The 19,854-nt window shown below is 74.1% G+C and carries 19 protein-coding genes and 1 riboswitch; of the genes, 6 read left to right on the top strand and 13 right to left on the bottom strand.

Annotation, left to right across the window (positions count from 1 at the left end; genetic code table 11):
- Positions 1-13: 13 nt before the first annotated feature.
- From A949_RS0121320 to A949_RS0121350, 7 genes are all read right to left on the bottom strand, one after another.
- A complete protein-coding gene (locus A949_RS0121320; RefSeq protein ID WP_019358064.1) occupies positions 14-787 on the bottom strand; it encodes an SDR family oxidoreductase in 774 nt (257 codons plus the stop codon).
- Positions 788-809: 22 nt separating this feature from the next.
- A complete protein-coding gene (gene fabG / locus A949_RS0121325; RefSeq protein ID WP_019358065.1) occupies positions 810-1,571 on the bottom strand; it encodes a 3-oxoacyl-ACP reductase FabG in 762 nt (253 codons plus the stop codon).
- Between the two features lie 135 nt (positions 1,572-1,706).
- Entirely contained in the window at positions 1,707-2,111 is a 405-nt protein-coding gene (locus A949_RS0121330) for a DUF3037 domain-containing protein (protein WP_026004890.1), read from the bottom strand.
- Positions 2,112-2,116: 5 nt separating this feature from the next.
- A complete protein-coding gene (locus A949_RS0121335; protein WP_019358067.1) occupies positions 2,117-2,935 on the bottom strand; it encodes a HipA family kinase in 819 nt (272 codons plus the stop codon).
- A gap of 86 nt (positions 2,936-3,021) precedes the next feature.
- Positions 3,022-3,348, bottom strand: a complete 327-nt coding sequence (locus tag A949_RS0121340) for a hypothetical protein (protein ID WP_019358068.1) — start codon at positions 3,346-3,348, stop codon at positions 3,022-3,024.
- A gap of 191 nt (positions 3,349-3,539) precedes the next feature.
- A complete protein-coding gene (locus A949_RS0121345) occupies positions 3,540-3,797 on the bottom strand; it encodes a DUF5133 domain-containing protein (RefSeq protein ID WP_019358069.1) in 258 nt (85 codons plus the stop codon).
- Positions 3,798-4,155: 358 nt separating this feature from the next.
- A complete protein-coding gene (locus tag A949_RS0121350; RefSeq protein ID WP_019358070.1) occupies positions 4,156-5,070 on the bottom strand; it encodes a LysR family transcriptional regulator in 915 nt (304 codons plus the stop codon).
- Positions 5,071-5,266: 196 nt separating this feature from the next.
- On the opposite strand from A949_RS0121350, the gene A949_RS34155 reads away from it, so the two are divergent.
- From A949_RS34155 to A949_RS0121365, 3 genes are all read left to right on the top strand, one after another.
- A complete protein-coding gene (locus tag A949_RS34155) occupies positions 5,267-6,670 on the top strand; it encodes an MFS transporter (protein WP_019358071.1) in 1,404 nt (467 codons plus the stop codon).
- 139 nt (positions 6,671-6,809) lie between these two features.
- Positions 6,810-7,030: riboswitch (cobalamin riboswitch) on the top strand.
- Positions 7,031-7,189: 159 nt separating this feature from the next.
- Positions 7,190-9,514 carry a 5-methyltetrahydropteroyltriglutamate--homocysteine S-methyltransferase gene (gene metE, locus A949_RS0121360; protein WP_019358072.1) on the top strand — a complete coding sequence of 775 codons (2,325 nt, stop codon included), beginning with the start codon at positions 7,190-7,192 and terminating at the stop codon, positions 9,512-9,514.
- 162 nt (positions 9,515-9,676) lie between these two features.
- Positions 9,677-10,015, top strand: a complete 339-nt coding sequence (locus A949_RS0121365; protein WP_019358073.1) for an SCO4225 family membrane protein — start codon at positions 9,677-9,679, stop codon at positions 10,013-10,015.
- Positions 10,016-10,133: 118 nt separating this feature from the next.
- On the opposite strand, the gene A949_RS0121370 is transcribed toward A949_RS0121365, so the two are convergent.
- The gene (locus tag A949_RS0121370) at positions 10,134-11,465 is read right to left on the bottom strand and encodes an aminotransferase class I/II-fold pyridoxal phosphate-dependent enzyme (RefSeq protein WP_078565491.1); all 1,332 of its coding nucleotides are present in this window, start codon (positions 11,463-11,465) and stop codon (positions 10,134-10,136) included.
- A 54-nt stretch (positions 11,466-11,519) separates the two neighbouring features.
- Here A949_RS0121370 and A949_RS0121375 point away from each other — a divergent pair, with 54 nt between their 5' ends.
- Positions 11,520-12,242, top strand: coding sequence for a pyridoxamine 5'-phosphate oxidase family protein (locus tag A949_RS0121375; protein ID WP_019358075.1), 723 nt, complete (start codon positions 11,520-11,522; stop codon positions 12,240-12,242).
- On the opposite strand, the gene A949_RS0121380 is transcribed toward A949_RS0121375, so the two are convergent.
- The 3 genes from A949_RS0121380 to A949_RS0121395 form a co-directional block, all read right to left on the bottom strand.
- Positions 12,229-13,245: an EamA family transporter gene (locus A949_RS0121380; RefSeq protein ID WP_019358076.1), complete on the bottom strand. Its 1,017-nt coding sequence runs from the start codon at positions 13,243-13,245 to the stop codon at positions 12,229-12,231. The two genes, A949_RS0121375 and A949_RS0121380, sit on opposite strands and share 14 nt — an antisense overlap.
- Positions 13,246-13,445: 200 nt before the next feature.
- Entirely contained in the window at positions 13,446-13,982 is a 537-nt protein-coding gene (locus A949_RS0121385; protein ID WP_019358077.1) for a Clp protease N-terminal domain-containing protein, read from the bottom strand.
- A 164-nt stretch (positions 13,983-14,146) separates the two neighbouring features.
- A complete protein-coding gene (locus A949_RS0121395) occupies positions 14,147-14,800 on the bottom strand; it encodes a PadR family transcriptional regulator (RefSeq protein WP_019358078.1) in 654 nt (217 codons plus the stop codon).
- 201 nt (positions 14,801-15,001) lie between these two features.
- On the opposite strand from A949_RS0121395, the gene A949_RS0121400 reads away from it, so the two are divergent.
- Together A949_RS0121400 and A949_RS0121405 are read left to right on the top strand one after the other, a co-directional pair.
- Positions 15,002-15,865, top strand: coding sequence for an endo alpha-1,4 polygalactosaminidase (locus tag A949_RS0121400; protein ID WP_019358079.1), 864 nt, complete (start codon positions 15,002-15,004; stop codon positions 15,863-15,865).
- Between the two features lie 156 nt (positions 15,866-16,021).
- On the top strand, positions 16,022-16,864 hold the full coding sequence (locus tag A949_RS0121405) for a PhzF family phenazine biosynthesis protein (protein WP_019358080.1): 843 nt from the start codon (positions 16,022-16,024) through the stop codon (positions 16,862-16,864).
- A gap of 37 nt (positions 16,865-16,901) precedes the next feature.
- Here A949_RS0121405 and A949_RS0121410 read toward each other — a convergent pair whose 3' ends face one another.
- Together A949_RS0121410 and A949_RS0121415 are read right to left on the bottom strand one after the other, a co-directional pair.
- On the bottom strand, positions 16,902-17,705 hold the full coding sequence (locus A949_RS0121410) for a CPBP family intramembrane glutamic endopeptidase (RefSeq protein ID WP_019358081.1): 804 nt from the start codon (positions 17,703-17,705) through the stop codon (positions 16,902-16,904).
- Between the two features lie 389 nt (positions 17,706-18,094).
- Positions 18,095-19,591: a glutamate--cysteine ligase gene (locus A949_RS0121415; protein ID WP_019358082.1), complete on the bottom strand. Its 1,497-nt coding sequence runs from the start codon at positions 19,589-19,591 to the stop codon at positions 18,095-18,097.
- Positions 19,592-19,854: the final 263 nt, after the last annotated feature.

Below are 19,854 nucleotides of genomic sequence, written 5' to 3' on the forward strand. Positions count from 1 at the left end.
CGCGCCTATTGTGCTATTCGACACCCGCGTTGAGGAAGAGACCGCCGTCCACGGTCAGCGTCTGCCCGGTGATCCAGCCCGCCTCCGCGGAGGTGAGGAACGCCGCGGCGCCTGCCACGTCCGAGGGGGCGCCGAGCCTGCCCATCGGATAGCGGGCGGCCGCCTCCTCCTCACGCCCCTCGTAGAGCGTGGCGGCGAACTTCGTCTTGACCACGGCCGGCGCCACCGCGTTGACCCGGACCCCCGGCGCGAACTCGTGCGCGAGCTGCTGGGTCAGGTTGATCATGGCGGCCTTGCTCATCCCGTACGCGCCGATGAACGGCGAGGCCGAGAGGCCCGCGATCGAGGCGACATTGACGATCGTGCCGCCGTGCTCCCGCTGCCATGCGGCCCAGGTGCGCTGCGCGAAGCCGAGCGCCGAGATCACGTTGGTCTCGAACACCTTGCGTGCCACGCCCGGGTCCAGCTCGGCCATCGGCCCGAACACCGGATTGGTGCCCGCGTTGTTGACCAGGTGGTCGACGCGCCCGTACGCCTCCATCACACCGTCGACGGCCGCCGCCTGGTGTTCCGGATCGTGCGCCTTGCCCGCGATTCCCATGGCCCGGTCGGGGCCGAGCCGCTCGACCGCCTCCTCGAGCGCGTCCGCGTTCCGCCCGGTGATGCACACCCGGTCGCCGCGTGCCACGAGCGCCTCGGCGACTCCGTAGCCGATGCCCCGGCTGCCACCCGTGACCAGGGCGACCTTCCCGCTTTCGGGCTGCCCGCCCGTGTTCTGCTCCGTCATGCGATCCACTCCTCGCCGGCCGTCAGTTGAGGGGTCCGCCGGCGACGTACAGCACCTGGCCGGAGACGAAGCCGGCCTTCTCGTCGACGAAGAAGGCCACCGCGTTGGCGATGTCGGCCGGCTCCCCCACGCGCTGGACCGGGATCTGGCCGGCCGCGGCGGTCTTGAAGTCCTCGAAGCCCATGCCCACGCGCTCGGCGGTGGCGGCGGTCATGTCGGTCGCGATGAATCCGGGGGCCACCGCGTTGGCCGTGATGCCGAACTTGCCCAGTTCCTTGGCGAGGGTCTTGGTGAAGCCCTGCATACCGGCCTTGGCAGCGGCGTAGTTGACCTGGCCGCGGTTGCCCAGCGCGGAGGACGAGGAGAGGTTGACGATGCGCCCGAATCCGGCGTCCACCATGGACTTCTGGCAGGCGCGGGACATCAGGAAGGCGCCGCGCAGATGCACGTTCAAGACCGTGTCCCAGTCGTTGTCGCTCATCTTGAACAGCAGGTTGTCGCGCAGCACCCCGGCGTTGTTCACCAGGACCACGGGCGCCCCGAGCTCCTCGGTGACGCGGGTGACCGCGGCCTCGACCTGTCCGGAGTCCGAGACGTCGCAGCCGACGGCGAGCGCCTTGCCGCCCTGCCGGGTGATCTGCTCGACGGTCGCGGCGCAGGCGGCCTCGTCGAGGTCGAGGACGGCGACGGCGTGGCCCTCCTCCGCGAGGCGGACGGCCGTGGCCGCGCCGATCCCTCGGGCGGCGCCCGTCACGATCGCGACTCGCTGCTCGGTGCTGGACATGCTGGTGTCTCCTCGGCCGGAATGGGTGAGCAACCGCTTAGTACCTCTGGCAGTCGTGACGCTATGAGGCACGCCAGGCCCTGTCAACGGCGCCCGGTGCGGGAGCGGCACCCGGATGCAGCCCCCGTACCCGGCTCAGCGCACCAGCAGATCCAGCAGACGCTCGCTCTCGGCTTCCGGGTCGGCCGTCAGCCCCGTGTGCACCGGACCGGGCTGGACGACCGTGCTGCGCGGTGCCACCAGCCAGCGGAAGCGCCGCCCCGCGTCGTCCCCGGCCGCCTGCCCGGCCCGGGCACCGCCGCCGCACACGCACTCCACGGCGTGCAGCGCCGCACGGACCCCGCGGACATCGGCACACGGGTCGAGGGCGAACAGCCGGTCCTCGTCCAGATGGGTGCGGGCGCCCAGGTAGGAGCGCGCGCGGCAGTAGACCAGCACCCCCGCGTTGATCAGCTCACCGCGCTCGATGTGGGGAACGACACGCAGCAGCGCGTACTCGAACACATCGAGATCGCCGCGCGCGGCCGGCTCCGCAGACATCCGCTTCACTCGGCACCGCCACCCTTCCCGGTGAGCCACCCAGGCGCTTGCGAGGGTCCGTCCTTGCTCGGCTCACCGAGCGTGATCCGCTCCTGGATCGTACGGGCGCGGGAGGCCAGGACCTCGGTGTACGCGGCGCGCACCGCGTCCGGGTCGGCGAAGCCCGGCTCGTCCGCGAGCCACTCGTCGGGGATCTCGGCTGCGCACTCGGAGAGCAGTTCCTCGGTGACGCGGGGGGCCAGTTCGGCCGCGGCCTCCTCGGTACGCGGGGCGAAGGGCGCCAGCGCGTGGTCGGAGGCGTCGTAGGGGCGCTCGGCGGCCGCCCGCGCGGTGGGCCAGTTGTGGTGGAAGACCAGCGTCGCGCCATGGTCGATCAGCCACAGATCACCGTGCCACACCAGCATGTTGGGGTTGCGCCAGGAGCGGTCGACATTGCCCACCAGCGCGTCGAACCACACCACCCGTCCGGCTTCCTCGGAACTCACCTGGTAGGCCAGCGGATCGAAGCCCAGCGAGCCGGGCAGGAAGTCCATCCCCAGGTTGAGGCCGCCGCTCCCCTTGAGCAGCGCCTGCACCTCCTCGTCGGGTTCGGACAGTCCGATCACCGGGTCCAGCCACGCCCGCACCAGGTCGGGCACCCGCAGCCCGAGCCGCAGCGCGAGCCGGCCGCACAGCACTTCGGCCACCAGCGTCTTGCGGCCCTGACCGGCGCCGACGAACTTCATGACATAGGTGCCCAGATCATCGGCCTCGACGAGCCCGGGGAGCGATCCGCCCTCTCTCAGGGGCGTGACGTAGCGCGTGGCTGTGACTTCGGGGAGCATTTCGCCAGGCTATACGGCCGTGCCGGCCTTGAGACCGGCAGCGGGCCGCCGGGGCGTACCGCCGGCCCGGGGCCGCCTCGCGCCGGTCAGAAGCGGTGCCGCCCGTGCCGGAGGGGTTCCGTGGGCTCGGCTGCGGTGTCCGGTGCGGCCGGTGAGCGCCCGGAGGCCCCGTCGGACCGCTCGGGACGCTCGCCCTGCGGATCTCCTCCGGTGGGCTCGGCCCCGGCTGCCAGTTCGTCGAGCCGCGCGGTGAGGAAGTGCACGACCTGTGTCCGGTTCGCGTGGGCCCGCTCGTGATCGAGAAGCCGCTGCACGTCCTCGCCGGACAGCGGCCGGATGCGGTGCTCGACCGCGCCCGCGGGAAGCTGGTCGAAGTCCGGCAGGGGCAGGGGCTTGTCCTGGGAAGCTGACATGGGTTGCGCTACCTCCGGGCGGGAGACGGTTCCTCTTCCGAGTCTCCCGACAGATCCGGCGTCCCGCAGCACGGGGCGGCGTCGCGCGCTTCCGGGGCCGCGTCCCGCGCCGTGCCCGGCTGCCGCGGGCCCGTGGCGGGACGGTGGCGCAGCCGCGGCCACGCCCGGCCGGCGTGACCGGATTCCCGGATTCAGACCGCGGCCGTGGCCCCGTGTGCGCGCCCCCGCCGGGTGCCGTGCTTCCGCTGCGTGACGTGGCGCTCCAGCATGCGGTCGGCTGCGGAGAGGGCCTCGGTGAGGGACCGGGTGTCCGTGGTCACGCACAGGGTGTACGCCAGGTCCTCCACCGCTTCGCGGGTCGCCGGAGTGGGAGCGGTCTCGTGCTGTGCGCGGGCGTCGGCGTAGCGGGCGAGGAGGAGTCGGAGCGTCTTCTCCGCCGGGTGCAGCACTGGGAATTCCTTTCGGGTTGCGGGCGGGCCGGGCCCGGGCACCGGGTCCGGAATCCGCGTCCACGGAGTCCGCGGTGGCCGGACGCACGCGCCATGGCCGTTGCCGTGCCGTTGCGGCAGGCGTTCGGCGGCCCCGGGTACCCCGAGTCCCCGCTGCCACACCAGTAGTTCCGCGCCGCGGTGGCGACGCCCGGTGCGGGGCGTCCGCGGGACGAACGGAGCAGGCACTCGGCTCCGCACCGCCTCGCCGCACGGGACCGGGCGCAGCGGTGGGAGGAGTCGGGGCGCCGCCGGCCCCGCTGTTCTGTGGCCGGAAGAGGAACGCCCCTTCCCCCGGCTCGTCCCGTGCCCGGCCTGCTCAGTACTGCGGGAGGAGTTCGGCGGCGACCGCCGTGATGGTCTCGACGGCCTGTGCGAGGACGGGGTTCCCCCGGGCACCGAGGCGGGTGACGGCCATGATGCGGCGCGCCGGGGCCGGTTCCCCGCGCAGTTGGATCCGGGCGACGGGCGAATCCTCGCGCAGCCGCGCCAGGCGCGGCACCAGGATCACGCCGAACCCGTGCGCGACCAACGCCGTTCCGGTGTCCCACTCGTCCGCGTAGTGGGCGATGTCGGGTGTGAAGCCCGCACTCATACAGGCCGCGAGCACGAGCTGGTGGTAGGTCGTACCCGGGCTGCCCACGATCCACTGCTCCCTGGCGGCATCGGCCAGCGTGACCCTCCGGCGCTGCGTCAGGGGGTGGTCGTGGGGGACGACCAGGTCCAGCGGATCCTCCAGCAGCGGCCACTGGTCGAAGCGCTGGTCCGTCATGGGCGGCGAGTCCGCCGTGACGACGAGCAAGGCCAGATCGGCCTCTTCCGCGAGCAACAGGTCGAAACAGCGGTCCGGTTCCGCCTCGACGATGCGCACCCTCATGTGCGGGTGGGCATCGCGCAGTCCGGCGGCGGCGGGCGGCAGCAGACTGCTGGCGGCGGTGGAGAAGCCGCACAGTGTGACCGGGCCGGTGGGCTCGGTACCGACTGCGGCCAGTTCGGCGCGGGCGAGTTCCCACTGCTCCTGCAGGCGCTCCGCGTGGCGCAGCAGGACGCGGGCGGTGTTCGTCAGACGGATGCCGCGGCCCTGCTGCACCACGAGCTCCGTGCCCACCGCAGCGGCGAGCTGACGCAGCTGGTACGAGACCGCTGAGGGCGTGTAATGCAGGGCCTGGGCGGCGGCGGTCACCGTGCCGTGCTCGGCGACCATCTGCAGGATCCGGAGCCGGGAATCAATCATGCGAAGAGTTTGCACGATCGGGCGCGAATTCGTTTGATTCCCCTTGTGTTTCCCGGCCTGCACACTGGCTCGCGTGACTGATCAGCTTCTTTCCCGGGGCAGGAGCGCCCGCCCGGATCCGGACCCCGGCTCCCCGCCCGCCGCACGGTCCCTCCGAGGGCGACGGCTGCCGGAGGGCAGAGATGACCGGCGAACGGTGCGGACCACCGGGCTCCTGGTGGCGGTGCTGACCGCGGGCGCCTATCTGCCCGGCCCGCTCTACCCGCACTACCAGCGCCTCTTCGGCTACGACGACCTGGTCATGACGCTGCTCTTCGCAACGTTCGCGCTGGTGAGTGGACCGACGCTGCTGCTGTGCGGCCCGGCCGCCGATGTCGTGGGCCCCCGGCCCGTGCTGCGGTCGAGCGTGCTGCTGGCCGCCGTCGGCTCCGGATGCTTCCTCCTCGCCCCCGGCCCCGCCTGGCTCTTCGCCGGACGCGTGAGCCAGGCGCTGGCGCTGGGGGCCGCGACCGGCGCCGCCCAGGCCCTCATGACCCGGCACCGACACCCCGCGGCCCGGGTCGGCGGGCCTCTGCTGGCCGGACTGGCCTTCGCGGCAGGCACCGCCGCGGGCCCGGCCGTCTCGGGGGTACTCGCCCAGTACGCGCCGGCCCCCCTGGTCACCCCCTACCTGCTGCACCTGGTGCTGCTGGCCTGGGTCTGGCACCTGATGCGCCGGAACGTACCCGAGCCCGAGCCGGGGGCCTGCGAGGGAGCCCGCCGACGGTGGCGCCCGGCCCGTCCGCAGCTGCCCTCCGCGCTCCGGCCGTTGTTCGTCGTCGCGGGGCTGGCCGGGTTCCTCGCCTGGGCCGTCGTCGGCATCTACCTCGCGCTCCTCCCGGCACTGCTCGCGCGTACATCGCGCGGAGCGGGCCCGGCCCTGGCGGGAGGTGTGGTGGCGGCAGTCCTGGTGTGCTCGGTGCTGACGCAGTGCGCCGGCGCGCGCGGCTCGGCACGCTCGGCACGGCTCGTCGGTCTCGCCGCACTGATCGCGAGCCTGCTGCTCCTCGCCGCCGGCGGTGCCGCGTCGCTCCCCGCGACGCTCGTCTCGGCGCTGCTCGCCGGGTCCGGACACGGGCTGGCCGTCAGCGGGGCCGCCCGCGCGGTGGACGCGCGGACACCTCCCGGACAGCGTGCCGGGATCGCGGCCGCGCTGTACCTCCTCTTCTACACGGGGTCCGGGACCCCGGCCGTCGCCGTGGGGCTGATGTCCACACACATGCCGCTCACCGCGGCGGTGACCGTGCTGAGTTGGGCCGGTGCCGCCCTCGGTGCGGTCGCGCTGTTCGCCACCTGCCGCCTGCCCGTCCCGGTGCGACGGGACGGGCAGGCGACGCACCCCGCCGCGCACGTCCCTCGCCGGGTCTTCCCGGGCGGCCGTCCGGCGCGTGGGACGGGGACGTCTGCACCGGCCCGGCACCGAGGCCGCCGCTCACGCCCGTCGTCCCGTTCCTCCGTCGGCCCGGCGGCCGTCCGTCCCCCGGGCCGACCGCCGGTCCCTCCTGGCCCGCATCGGCCGCCCGCGCAGGAACACCCCTCCGGGACGCGGCGGAACCGCTGAACCGCACGAGGGCGACACGGGCCGGGCCGGTAACGGCGTCGGGAGGGCACGACCACATCCGGAGTGCCGGTGCCCTGGACCGGACGCGGAAGCGCCGAGGGCTCGCGGGGCGCACTACCCAGGCGGGGGGATCTGTGCCTAGGCTGGCGGTGCAGCTGGTTCGTCCCGCCCGCCAGGCGGGATGTCGTAAGAGGGAACCCGGTGGAAGTCCGGGACTGCCCCGCAGCGGTGAGCGGGAACGACCGCCGTCACACGCACTGGACCCCGACGGTCCGGGAAGCGACGGCCAGTAGGAGCCCCGCCGGGAGACCGGCAGGCGTGCCCGCGAGTCCGAAGACCTGCCCGTTGCCCGCACGCGCCCATGTGTGTGCGGACATTCCGGTGACCTCGAGGGCGGGTCGGCGTACATATCCGGTGGACGGACGCAGGCCGCACTTCCGCCTCCGCACCGGTGTTCCGTCACCTTCGCTCCTCGTGCTCGCCGGGATCCCGACGAGACATCTCGCGAAGGAGATCTCCGTGACAGCCACGTCCGCAGCCGCGGCAGCAGGGGCCACCGTCCACGGCTACCCCCGCCAGGGCCCGAACCGGGAGCTGAAGAAGGCCGTCGAGGGCTACTGGAAGGGCCGCGTCACCGCCGCCGGCCTCCAGCAGACCGCGAAGGACCTGCGCGCGGCCAACTGGCGGCAGCTCGCCGAGACCGGCATCCACGAAGTGCCCACCGGCGACTTCTCGTACTACGACCACATGCTGGACTCCAGCGTCATGGTCGGCGCGGTCCCCGAACGGCATCGCGCCGCCGTGGCGGCGGACACGCTGGCCGGCTACTTCGCGATGGCCCGCGGCACCCAGGACGTGGCACCGCTGGAGATGACCAAGTGGTTCGACACCAACTACCACTACCTGGTCCCCGAACTCGGTCCGGACACCGTATTCGCGGCCGACGCCACCAAGCAGGTCACCGAGCTGAAGGAAGCCCTGGCGCTGGGGCTGGCGGCCCGGCCCGTGCTGGTCGGTCCGGTCACCTACCTGCTGCTGGCCAAGCCCGCCCCGGGTGTCGCCGCGGACTTCGAGCCGCTGAGCCTGCTGGAGCGGCTCCTGCCGGTCTATGCCGAACTCCTCGCCGACCTCCGCGCCGCGGGCGCCGCATGGGTCCAGCTGGACGAGCCCGCGCTGGTCCAGGACCGTACCCCGCAGGAGCTGGCCGCCGCCGAGCGGGCACACCGCGCGCTCGGCGGACTCACGGACCGGCCGAAACTGCTGGTCGCCTCCTACTTCGACCGGCTCGGCGACGCCCTGCCCGTACTGGCCAAGGCACCGGTCGACGGCCTCGCCGTGGACTTCACCGGGGCGGCCGCGGCCAACCTCGACGCGCTGGCCGCCGTCGGCGGCCTGCCCGGCAAGCGGCTGGTGGCCGGCGTCGTCAACGGCCGCAACATCTGGATCGACGACCTGGAGAAGTCCCTGACCACCCTGGGCACCCTCCTCGGTCTCGCCGGCCGGGTGGACGTGTCGGCCTCCTGCTCGCTGCTGCACGTGCCGCTGGACGCGCAGGCCGAGGGCGACATCGACCCAGAGGTGCTGCGCTGGCTCAGCTTCGCCCGGCAGAAGACGGCCGAGATCGCCACCCTCGCCAAGGGCCTGGCGCAGGGCACCGACGCCATCGGCGCCGAACTGGCCGCCAACCGCGCCGCCCTGGCCTCCCGCACCGGCTCCGCACTCACCCACGACCCGGCGGTGCGGGCCCGGGCCGCGGCCGTCACGGAGGCCGAGACCCACCGCTCCCCGTCCTACGCCGAGCGCACCTCGGCGCAGCGCGCGCAGCTGCGCCTGCCGCTGCTGCCGACCACCACCATCGGCTCCTTCCCCCAGACGACCGAACTGCGCACCGCCCGCGCCGATCTGCGCGCCGGGCGCATCGACCCGGACGCCTACGAGGAGCGGATCAGGACCGAGATCCGCGACGTCCTGGCCTTCCAGGAAAAGGCCGGCATCGACGTGCTGGTGCACGGCGAACCCGAACGCAACGACATGGTGCAGTACTTCGCCGAACAGCTCACCGGCTACCTGGCCACCCGGCACGGCTGGGTGCAGTCCTACGGCACCCGCTACGTCCGCCCTCCGATCCTGGCCGGCGACCTCTCCCGCCCCGAGCCGATGACGGTGCGCTGGGCCCGGTACGCCCGGTCACTGACCGAACGCCCCGTCAAGGGCATGCTCACCGGCCCGGTCACCATGCTCGCCTGGTCCTTCGTCCGCGACGACCAGCCCCTCGGGGACACGGCACGCCAGGTCGCCCTCGCGCTGCGCGACGAAGTGGGCGACCTGGAGGCCGCCGGCACCTCGGTCATCCAGGTCGACGAACCCGCACTGCGCGAGACCCTCCCGCTGCGCGCCGCCGACCGCGAGGCCTACCTGGCCTGGGCGACCGAGGCGTTCCGCCTCACCACCGCCGGAGTACGGCCCGACACCCAGATCCATACCCACATGTGCTACGCCGAGTTCGGCGACATCGTGCAGGCGATCGACGATCTGGACGCCGACGTCATCAGCCTGGAGGCCGCCCGCTCCCACATGCAGGTCGCCCACGAACTGGCCGGACACGGCTACCCCCGCGAAGCCGGCCCCGGCGTCTACGACATCCACTCCCCCCGGGTGCCCGGTGCCGAAGAGGCCACGGCCCTGCTCCGCAAGGGCCTCGAAGCCATCCCGCCCGAGCGGCTGTGGGTCAACCCCGACTGCGGCCTCAAGACCCGCGGCTGGCCGGAGACCAGGGCCTCCCTGGAGAACCTGGTCACCGCCGCACGAACCATCCGTGCGGAGCTGCCGGACAGTACGTCCTGATCCCGGTCCGCGGGCCGGAGCGGCCGGGTTGCGCCGCCGCTCCGGCCCGCGGGCCCGTACCTGTCCCGGCGCGGCGCGAAGCGGGGCAGGATGGTCCCGGGGCCGCGGCGAAGAGCGGCTCCGCAGGGCACCGGCGCGCACCACCGACGAGGAGTTCCCCCCATGACCGCCGAGCAGCGCTCCGTCCTCCGCACCGTCCGCCGGGCTCTCACCAGCGTGCCGGCGCTCCTCTACCTCGCGCTGTGCGTGGGCCTGATCGGGTGGGCCGTCGCGGTCACGGCATGGGACGAGAGCGGCGAGTCCATGGCCGGGGTGGTCCCCACGTTCGCGACCCTGCCGCTCAGCCTGGTCGTCCTGGCGCTCCCGCTGCCCGACGGACCGTGGGGGTTCGTCCCGCTCCTGCTGGGGTGCGCCCTGGTGAACGCCGTGCTCATCGGCTGGTGGGTACGCGCTCTGACGGGACGGTCCGGTTCCGCGCCGCGTTCCGACCCCCGGACCTGACCGGGGCGGTGCCGGTCCGCGACCCGGCACCCGGCCGGCCCCGGCACGGCCCGGGACCGTCCGCGGCCGGGCGGGCCGGGGTGCTCGGCTCTCCCGGCGCGCCGGCGGGTGCGCCGCGTCAGTCGAAGCGCCCTCCACCGGCCGGGCGCAGCGCGGCGGCGACATCGGCGGCGACGCGTTCGACGTCGGCCGGGGACAGCGGTGAGACGGTCAGCCGCAGCCCGGGCGGCGACGCGAGCCGGAACCGGGCGCCCGGCGCCGCCGCCCAGCCCGCCTGGAGCAGCCGGGCCACCGGACCGGTTTCGTCCGGCACCGGCACCCACACGTTCATGCCGCTGCGTCCGTGCGCGGCGACGCCCCGGGCGGCGAGCGCGCCGATGAGCGCGGTGCGCCGCGCGCCGTAGGAGCCGGCCACCTGCTCGGGGCGGGTCGCCCCGGTCTCCCACAGGTGTGCGACGGCCCGCTGGAGCAGTTGGCTGACCCAGCCGGGGCCGAGCCGCTGGCGGCCGCGGACCCGGTCGACGGTGAGCGGGTCGCCGGTGAGCACCGCGAGCCGCAGATCGGGGCCGTATGCCTTGGCGGTGGAACGCACCAGGGCCCAGCGATGCGTGGTGCCCGCGAGCGGATGCAACGGCAGGTCGACGATGCCGTGGCCGTGGTCGTCCTCGATGAGCAGTGTTTCGGGGCGGGCGGCCAGTACGGCGCGCAGTTCGGCGGCGCGTGCGGCCGGGACGGCGGCGCCCGTCGGGTTCTGGGCGCGGTCGGTGACCAGCACCGCCCGCGCGCCCTGTTGCAGGGCGCGGTCCAGGTCGGCGGGGAGCGGCCCGGAGTCGTCGACGGGGACGGGTACCGGGCGCAGCCCCAGTGCGGGCACGAGGTCGAGCAGGCTGCCCCAGCCCGGGTCCTCGACGGCGACCGCGTCACCGGGGCGCAGATGTGCCGTCAGTACGCGTTCGATGGCGTCCAGGGATCCGGAGGTGACGGCAAGCGGCCCTGCGGGCACACCGTCGGCGTCCAGCGCCGCCCGGGCCAGGGAGGCGAATCCGGGGTCGGTGTCGGGAGCTCCGTAGAGCACGGGAGCGCGCGCCGCGCGGTCGGCGGAAGCGGTGAAGGCAGCGGTGAGCGGGGGAAGCAGCGCGGGGTCGGGGTTGCCGGTGGAGAGGTCGACGCCGCCGGGCGGCGGCTCGACCCGAACGGACTCCCGGGGTGCGGTGGCGGGGCGCTGCCGTACCCGGCTGCCGCGCCGCCCTGCGGTCTCGATGACGCCGCGGTCGCGCAGGGTGCGGTAGGCGGCGGCCACGGTGTTGGGGTTCACGCCGAGCGCGGTGGCCAGTTCCCGCAGGGGCGGCAGCGGGTCGCCGGGCGCGAGTGCGCCGCGGCCGACGCCGCGCTCCACGCTGTCCGCGATCTCTGCTGCGCCCCGGCCCGTGATCCGATAGTCTCCTAGCACAAACTCTATTATGCACTAGTGCAATAGGGGAATGAGAAGAGCGAGGAGAATGCCGTGACCGGCTCACCGTCCGAACCGACAGCCGAACCGACAGCGGAGCCGAAGACCGACCCGGAGGCCGGCCCCAGGACGTATCCCCCGACCCCGCGCACCACCGGCACCCGGGCCCGCGAGCGGATGAGCTACGACCGGGAGACGGTGCACGCCGTCCTGGACGCGGGCTGCCTGTGCCACCTCGGCTTCGTCCGCGACGGCGCACCCGTCGTGCTGCCCACGCTGTACGCACGCGTGGGGGAACGGCTGTACGTGCACGGCTCCACGGGGTCCCGCCCGCTGCGGGAGGCCGGACAGGCGGACGCGGGGGTACCGGTGTGCGTGACCGTCACGCACCTGGACGGACTGGTGCTGGCCAGGGCCGCCTTCCACCACTCGGTGAACTACCGCTCCGTGGTGGCGCACGGGCTCGCGTATCCGGTGACCGACCACGAGGAGCGGCTGCTGGCGCTGGACGCGATCGTGGAGAGCGCCGTCCCCGGCCGGGCGGCGGACTCGCGCCGCGCCAACGCCAAGGAACTCGCCGCGACCGCCGTCGTCCGCGTGGACCTGGCCGAGGTGTCGGTCAAGTCCCGCAGCGGCGGCCCGGGCGACGAGCCCGAGGACCTCGCCCTGCCGCACTGGAGCGGCGTGGTGCCCGTCTCCCCCGTCCACGGCGCTCCGATACCGGCCGACGACCTGGCTCCGGACATCCCCGTCCCCGGCTACCTCACCGCACGCTGACGTCCAGCGCCGCGTCCGCGGGGCCGCCGGACCCGGCGACCGGTGGTGCGGCGGCCCGCGGCTCGGGGGTGGAGCGCTGGGCGACGAGGGCACCCAGCAGCACGAGGGCACCCCCGGCCAACTGCACGGCACTCAGATGCTCCCCGAGCAGCACCCAGGCGAGCACCGTCGCGACGACCGCCTCCAGGCAGGCGACCACGCCGGCCACGGGTGGCGAGAGCCGCCGCACCGAGACCACCCCGGTCAGATAGGCGGTGGCGGTGGCCACCAGCACGATCCAGGCCAGCAGCGCCAGTCCGTGCACCGCGGTGCCGTGCAGCGGAGCGCTGTCCGCCAGCACACTCCAGTCGGTGTGCCAGGGCCGGGCGACGGCGGTCAACGCCAGGGCGCCGATCAGCAGTCCGTAGGCGATGACACCCGCCGGGTCGGCGGGCGGCCGGGCGGCGGCGTCGCCCTCGGCGGTGCTGCCGTGGTCCGAGAGCACGAAGTAGCCCACCTGGCAGCAGGCGGCACCCAGGGCGAGCAGCAGGCCGAGCCCGTCCAGCCGCAGCCCCGCCCACACCTCGACGACGCAGCTCAGTCCGCCGACGGCCAGCACCATGCCGACGGCGGCGGCCCGGGTCACCGCGCGGCGCTGCACGAACCGCACCCACAGCAGCACCAGCGCCGGGGCCAGGTACTCGATCAGCAGTGCGACACCGACCGGGATGCGGGAGAGCGCGGTGAAGTAACACGCCTGCACACCCGCGACGGCGAGCAGCCCGAACCCCAGCAGCAGCCAGGGACGTTCGCGCACCAGTGCCCGGTGCCGCCAGGCCAGCGGCAGCAGCACGAGCGCACCACCGGCCGCCCGCAGCCAGGTGACGTGAAGCGGTTCCATCCCGGCTTCGATGAGCGGTTTCGCCGCGACCCCCGAGCTGCCGAACGCGAAGGCGGAGGCCAGGGCCAGGGCGAGGCCCGAGGCGGGGGCCCGGGGAGCGGCCGTGGAGGAGTGGGTGCGCATCGGCGCATCATCTCAAGCTCCGACAGGAGTGTCACCCCGGATGCCCCTGACAAGGCCCGGCCGGGCAGGACACCTCGCCGAGCGGTCCGCAGGCCCGGCGCCGGCGGGCGGACCGGAACCGACGGGCGGCAGACGGCGGGCAGCAGGCGGCGGGCAGCAGGCAGCAGGCAGCAGGCAGCAGGCAGCAGGCAGCAGGCGACTCAGACGTCCGCGGCGACGCCGGTCCGGTCGACGAGCCGCACGAGGTCGACACCCGCGCGCCGCAGCACCTCCGCACCCCGGCACTCCGGGTCGGCCACCACGCCCGCGAACAGGTCGACGGCCTCGGTCCGCGGGTTCCCGAGCCGCCGGGCACGGCGCGCGGCGAGTTCGAGCGCGGCCTGCGCGCTGGGCGACCAGCCGGGCACCCCGCCGGGCTGGTCGGAGACGGCCGGCACGGCCCCGGAGTCCTCCACGGCGCTCTGCCAGCGCAGGCCGTAGCCGATGCTGCGCTGGACGAGATAGCCGAGCAGCCTGCCGAGCTGTGCGCCGCCGCCGTCCAGCAGTTCCCAGGTGCCGCTGTCGGACTCCAGCAGACTGTGCAGCAGGTGCGCCGTGTCGATCTGCCGGTCCCCGTCCCGCGCCGCACGCCGGCGGGCCGTGGCGATCACTTCAGCCAGCGCGTCACCGACCGGCGGGTCGACCAGGGTGTCGATCCCCGCTTCGGCCGAGGCGCTGGGCGGTGTAGGACTGTGCACCGAACCACCACATCACACGCACCCGCGCGGATCGTCAGCGTGCCGTGGCATATGCCCGTCCGCCTGCGGGTGTGCACGGCTGCCGCCACCTCCTCCCTGGGAAGGAGACGGCACCCCCGGTCCCCCTCGGGGGTCCGGAGGCGCCGCGGGCCGCGGGCCGGGGTTCAGTCCTCCTCGGCCAGGATCAGATACAGGCTCTTCCTCGCATCGTTGACCACGCGGAGCGCCTTCTGCCGCTGCCCCTCCGTCCCGGTCGCCCACACCTGCTGGAAGGCGGCCGCGAGCCCTCCGGCCGCGGTGCGCACCTCCTGCAGGGCCTCCCAGTCGGCGCCGCGCCCCGCTTCCTCCCAGGGGGCCTCGGCGCCACTCTCCGCCTCGGCGGTGCCCGCCTCGGTGAGCGCGAAGAGCTTCTTGCCACCCTCGCTCTCACTGGCGATCAGCCCCTCGTCCTCCAGCAGCTGCAGCGTCGGGTAGACGGAACCGGGGCTGGGCTTCCAGCCGCCGCCGCTGCGTTCGGCGATCTCCCGGATCATCTCGTAGCCGTGCATCGGACGGTCCTTGAGCAGCGCCAGGATCGAGGCCCGGACGTCACCGCGCCGTGCCCGGCCCCGGGGGCCGCCACGGCCGCGGCCACCGAAGGGCCCACCGCCGAAGGGCGGCCCGAACGGGCCGAAGGCGGCCCGCCCGTGCCCCGGCCCGCGTCCGCGCCCGCGCCCGTGCGGACCGCAGGGCCCGGCACCGGGCCCCTCGGTGCCGCGGCCGGGCCCGGGTCCGTACCGACGGGGAGTCTCGTCCTGCTGCATTTCGTAGGGATACATCGTCGATTCCTCCACATCACATCTTCGATCTTTCGCGATACTTCGACGATATATCGGAACCGATCGCATGACAAGCTTTTCACTGCAGGCAGACTCCGCGCCGTGCGGGCGGACCGGCGGCCCGCGCCCCCGGGCACACTCCGTAAGCTGGGCGCAAGGGGGCGGCAGGCGCTTCCCGCGTCCGGTCAGGAGTCCCCCCGCATGCACACCACCGCCGCCCCGGCGAGTCGCGTCCGGATCCCGGCGCTCGCCACCGCCCTGCTGCTGTGGGCCGCTCTGAGCGGCTGCGGAGCGGGCCAAGGCGACGACGGCGCCCCGGACCCCGGCCGCAGTGCCACCGCCGCACACCCGGCGCCGCCGCCCGCGCACGCGGGCTTCGACTACCAGATCGGGGGCGCCTACCCGCCGCCCGACGGCGTGCGCGTGCTCTCCCGGGACCGTGCGCACGACCCCGCACCGGGGCACTACAACGTCTGCTACGTCAACGGCTTCCAGGCCCAACCCGATGCGCTGGACTGGTGGCAGCGACACCATCCCGACCTGGTGCTGCGGACCGCGAGCGGCAAACCGGTGCTGGACACCGACTGGAACGAAGCACTGCTGGACACCTCCACCGCCGCGCACCGCGACGAACTCGCGAACCTCGTCGGAGGCTGGATCGACGGCTGCGCCGAAAAGGGATTCCAGGCGGTCGAGGTGGACAACCTCGACTCCTACGAGCGCTCCGGCGACCGGCTCAGCCGGGCCGACAACGTGGCGTTCGCCGCGCTCCTGACCCGGCGTGCGCACCGGAGCGGACTGGCGGCCGGGCAGAAGAACGCACAGGAACTGCTGCCGCGGCGCACCGCGATGGGCTTCGACTTCGCGGTGACGGAGGAGTGCGGGCAGTACGGCGAGTGCGGCCGCTACGCGGAGGCGTACGACGACCGGGTGCTGGACGTCGAGTACACCGCCGAAGGGCTGGCAGCGGCCTGCCGCGCCTGGGGCGAGCGGCTGTCGGTCGTACGGCGGGACCTGGACGTCCGCCCCGCGGGCGAGGACGGGCACCGCTACGAGCGGTGCTGATCCGCAGGTGTTCCCGGCGGTCCCGGGCCCGGAGCCGCACGCCCCGCACCGCGCCGCCCGGTCGGCCGCCTTCCGCGGTCCGCACCGGCGCTCCCGGTCCACCCGCCGCGCATTGGCCCTGCATCCGCCCGCCTCCGCCCCGTACCGTCCGCGGGCATGAGACTGCGCACCGTCGACGCCTTCGCCGACCGCCCCTTCACCGGGAATCCCGCCGCCGTCGTACTCCTGGAGGCGGCCGCTTTCCCGGACGACTCCCGCCTCCAGGCCCTCGCCGCCGAACTGAACCTGTCCGAGACCGCCTATCTGCACCCGCTGACCGACACCGCAGACGCCGACTGGGCGCTGCGCTGGTTCACACCGACGACCGAGGTCGACATGTGCGGCCACGCCACCCTCGCCGCCGCCCATGTGCTGGGCGGCGACGGCCTGCTGGACGAGGACGGGCGGGTGCGCTTCCGGACCCGCAGCGGCGTCCTGGGCGCCTCCCGCGACGCGGACGGCAGCCTCACCCTGGACTTTCCGACCGCCGCTCCGGTCCCCGTCCCGGTCCCGGAGAGCGCCCGGGAGGTCTTCGGCGCCGAACCCCTGGCCGCCTGGGACACCGGTCCGCTGCAGAAGCTGGTCCTGGAGTTCGCCGACGAGCGCACGGTGCGCGACCTGGCACCCGACCCGGCAGCGGTCGCCGCGCTCCCCGCCCCGACCGTGGTGGTGACGGCAGCGGCGGCACCGAACGGCTCCGGGACCGGGGCGCGGGAACACGACTTCGTCTCACGGGTCTTCGCGCCCGTGCACGGCATCCCGGAGGACCCCGTCACCGGCAGCGCGCACACCGCGCTCGCCCCGCTGTGGTCGCAGCGGCTCGGCCGCGCCGCCCTGACCGGCCTTCAGGTCTCGCGGCGCACCGGCGAAGTGCGCACCACGCTGCGCGGCGAGCGCACCCTGCTGACCGGGCGGGCGGTCACCGTGCTGGACGCGGAGCTGCTCACCGGACTGCAGTGACCGGCCGGCGGCGTCGCGCGGCCCGCCGAGCGCGGCTTCAGGGCGTGGGCAGCCAGTCCACCCGCCCCGCGAGCAGCGCGTAGCCGACGAAGGCCACGATGTCGATCAGCGCGTGGGCCGCCACCAGCGGCCCCACGCGGCCCCACCGCCGGTAGAGGAAGGCGAAGACGACGCCCATCGCCAGGTTGCCGAAGAATCCTCCGATGCCCTGGTAGAGGTGGTAGGAGCCGCGCAGCACCGCGCTCGTGCCGAGCGCGGCGAGCGGCGACCAGCCGAGCTGGTCGAGCCGGCGCAGCAGGTATCCGACGACGACGACCTCTTCCAGCACCGAGTTCTGCACCGCGGAGGCGACCAGCACCGGATACTTCCACCACACGTCCGGCAGCGACTCCGGCTCCACGGTGAGGTTGAACCCCCCGGCCTGGGCCAGCAGGTAGAGCCCGATCCCGCAGCCGCCGATGCCCGCGGCCAGGGCGGCGCCCCGGCTCAGGTCGAAGAGGGGCCTGCGGCGGTCGAGGCCGAGCACCCGCAGCCCGCCGGCGCCCTCCCGCGCCAGGAGGTGGGCGACCAGGGCGACCGGCACCAGCGCGGTGGCGATCCCGAAGAGCTGCCAGGCCAGGTCGAGCCAGGGCCGTCCGGGCGCCTGCGAGGAGTTGAGCCGGGCGGCCTGGTCGGCCAGCCCGCCCGGCCGCGTCAGCGCGCCGACGAAGCTGATCAGCGAAGAGACGGCGCTGGCTCCCAGGGAGAGCGCCAGGACGAGCAGCAGTTCGGTGCCCAGCACCTGCCGCGGCAGCCCGCCCGCGGGGGCGGGCCGCGGTTCCTCAGGCACCTGTGCGCGCACGCGAACCTCCCGTTGCCGACGCCGGATCCATCCTTGTCCCTCCTGTCGCACCACCGGCGGCTCCGCCACCGCCCCGGCGCGCCGCGACCGCACCGTCGGCCGTCGGGCCGCGTCGCACCGTCCGGCGGGCCGCGCCGGGGCACGGCAGCGGTGGAGCGACACGCGCAGCGGCCGGAGGGACGGGCCCCCGGGGGCGGTGCCACCCCTCCGCCGTTGCCGCAGGGCACCTGCCGGGCGTACTCCGGTGCGCTGCCACGTCACAGCTTGCCCGACGGCGGTGGCGGGGTCGGCCTGCGGGGTCCCGGCGCACCGGTACCGACGACACGGCCGGGCCCGCGCCGGGTGCGGCGCGGGCCCGGTGGGGCGGGGTGCCGGGCGCGGCAGCCGGGCTACGGCCCGTTGTCCCAGGTGTGCACGGCCGCTCCGGACGCGGCCCGGTCGCAGTAGCCGCGGGCCATCGCGGCCAGCGCCTTCTCCCGGTCCAGGCCGGACTCCAGTGCGCGGTGGTAGGCGGCCGCCTGCCAGGACGCCCCGTTGACGCGCAGCCGGCAGCGCTCCTCGATGACCGAGAGGCAGCGGTCGCGGTCGGCCGGCTCCACGCCCCACGCGTCGAGCCCCGCGGCGGCCAGGGGCAGCAACTCCTCGCGCACCAGCCGGACGGCGGGCTGCCGGCGCAGTCCGGTGCCCCGGCCCGAGCGCGGCCACCACAGCTCGGCCTCGATTCCGTACCGGCACGCCGCGTCGAAGTTCCGCTCGGCGTACTCGAACGGCAACCGGTTCCAGACCGGTCGTGGCTCGTCGGCCAGCGCGCGCACCAGCCCGTAGTAGAACGCGGTGTTGGCCAGCACATCGGTCACCGTCGGTCCGGCGGGCAGCACCCGGTTCTCCACCCGCAGGTGCGGGGCGCCGTCCACGACTCCGTAGACGGGCCGGTTCCAGCGGTAGATCGTCCCGTTGTGCAGCGTCAGCTCGGACAGGGCCGGCACCCCGCCGGATGCGAGCACGCCTGTGGGGTCCTCCTCGTCGCAGATGGGCAGCAGGGCGGGGAAGTAGCGCAGGTTCTCCTCGAACAGGTCGTACGCGGAGGAGATCCAGCGCTCCCCGAACCAGGTGCGCGGGCGGACGCCCTGGGAGATCAGTTCGGGCGGGCGGGTGTCCGTCGCCTGGACGAAGAGCGGCACCCGGGACTCGCGCAGCAGTTCGTGCCCGAACAGGAAGGGCGAGTTCGCCCCCATGGCGACCTGGGCGGCGCTGACGGCCTGCGCCGCGTTCCACACGTCCGCGAACCGTCCGGGCGTCACCTGGAGGTGGAGTTGCACGGAGGTGCAGGCGGACTCCGGCGCTATCGACTCCGAGGTGCTCACCAGATGCTCGACCCCCTCGATGTCGAGCGCCACCTCCTCGCCGCGCGCGGCCATGATCTGGTCGTTCAGCAGCCGGTAGCGGTCGTCCTCGGTGAGGTTGGCCAGCGTCAGGTCGCGCGCCGTGAGGGTCGGCAGGGTGCCGATCATGACGATCCGGGCATCCACTTCCCGGGCCTGCCGGTCCGCGTATGCCAGCCCGGTGCGGAGTTCCTCGGCGAGCTGATCGAGAACTCTTCCGGAGAGCGCATGCGGCACGATGTTCACTTCGAGATTGAACTGCCCCAGTTCTGTCTGGAAATCCGAGCTCGCGATCCGCTGGAGTACCTCGGCATTCACCATGAGGGGCTGCCCCTGGACATCCGCGAGATTGAGTTCGATCTCCAGCCCCATGAGATTCCTGGGGCGGTCGAACCGCTTCTCCTCCAGTAGCTGCCACAGTCCCCGCAGGCACGTGTGCAGCTTCTCCCGGTACCGCCGTCGATCGGACAGGTCGAACCTGTCGGCGACGACCTTCTCTCCCATCGGAGGCTTCCTCCCTGCTGGTGGACGCTGCCGGAGGTCCCGGCCGAGCGTGCACCGATGATGCCCTGCCGCGCCGCGGATAACGCCTGGCAGGGCTGACGCGGCGGGGAACTGCCGCTACGCTGACCGAGGCCCGGCGGCACATTCCCTCGGCATACGGCGGTGTCCAGCACCCGCGGCACAGCTCTCGTCATAATCACCGACGACATCAGGCCGACCGCGTTTTGCCCGGAATCCGAGGTCAACCGCGCAGCGCCGGGGTC

Source organism: Streptomyces sp. AA1529 (genome assembly GCF_000280905.1).
Lineage (GTDB): Bacteria > Actinomycetota > Actinomycetes > Streptomycetales > Streptomycetaceae > Streptomyces.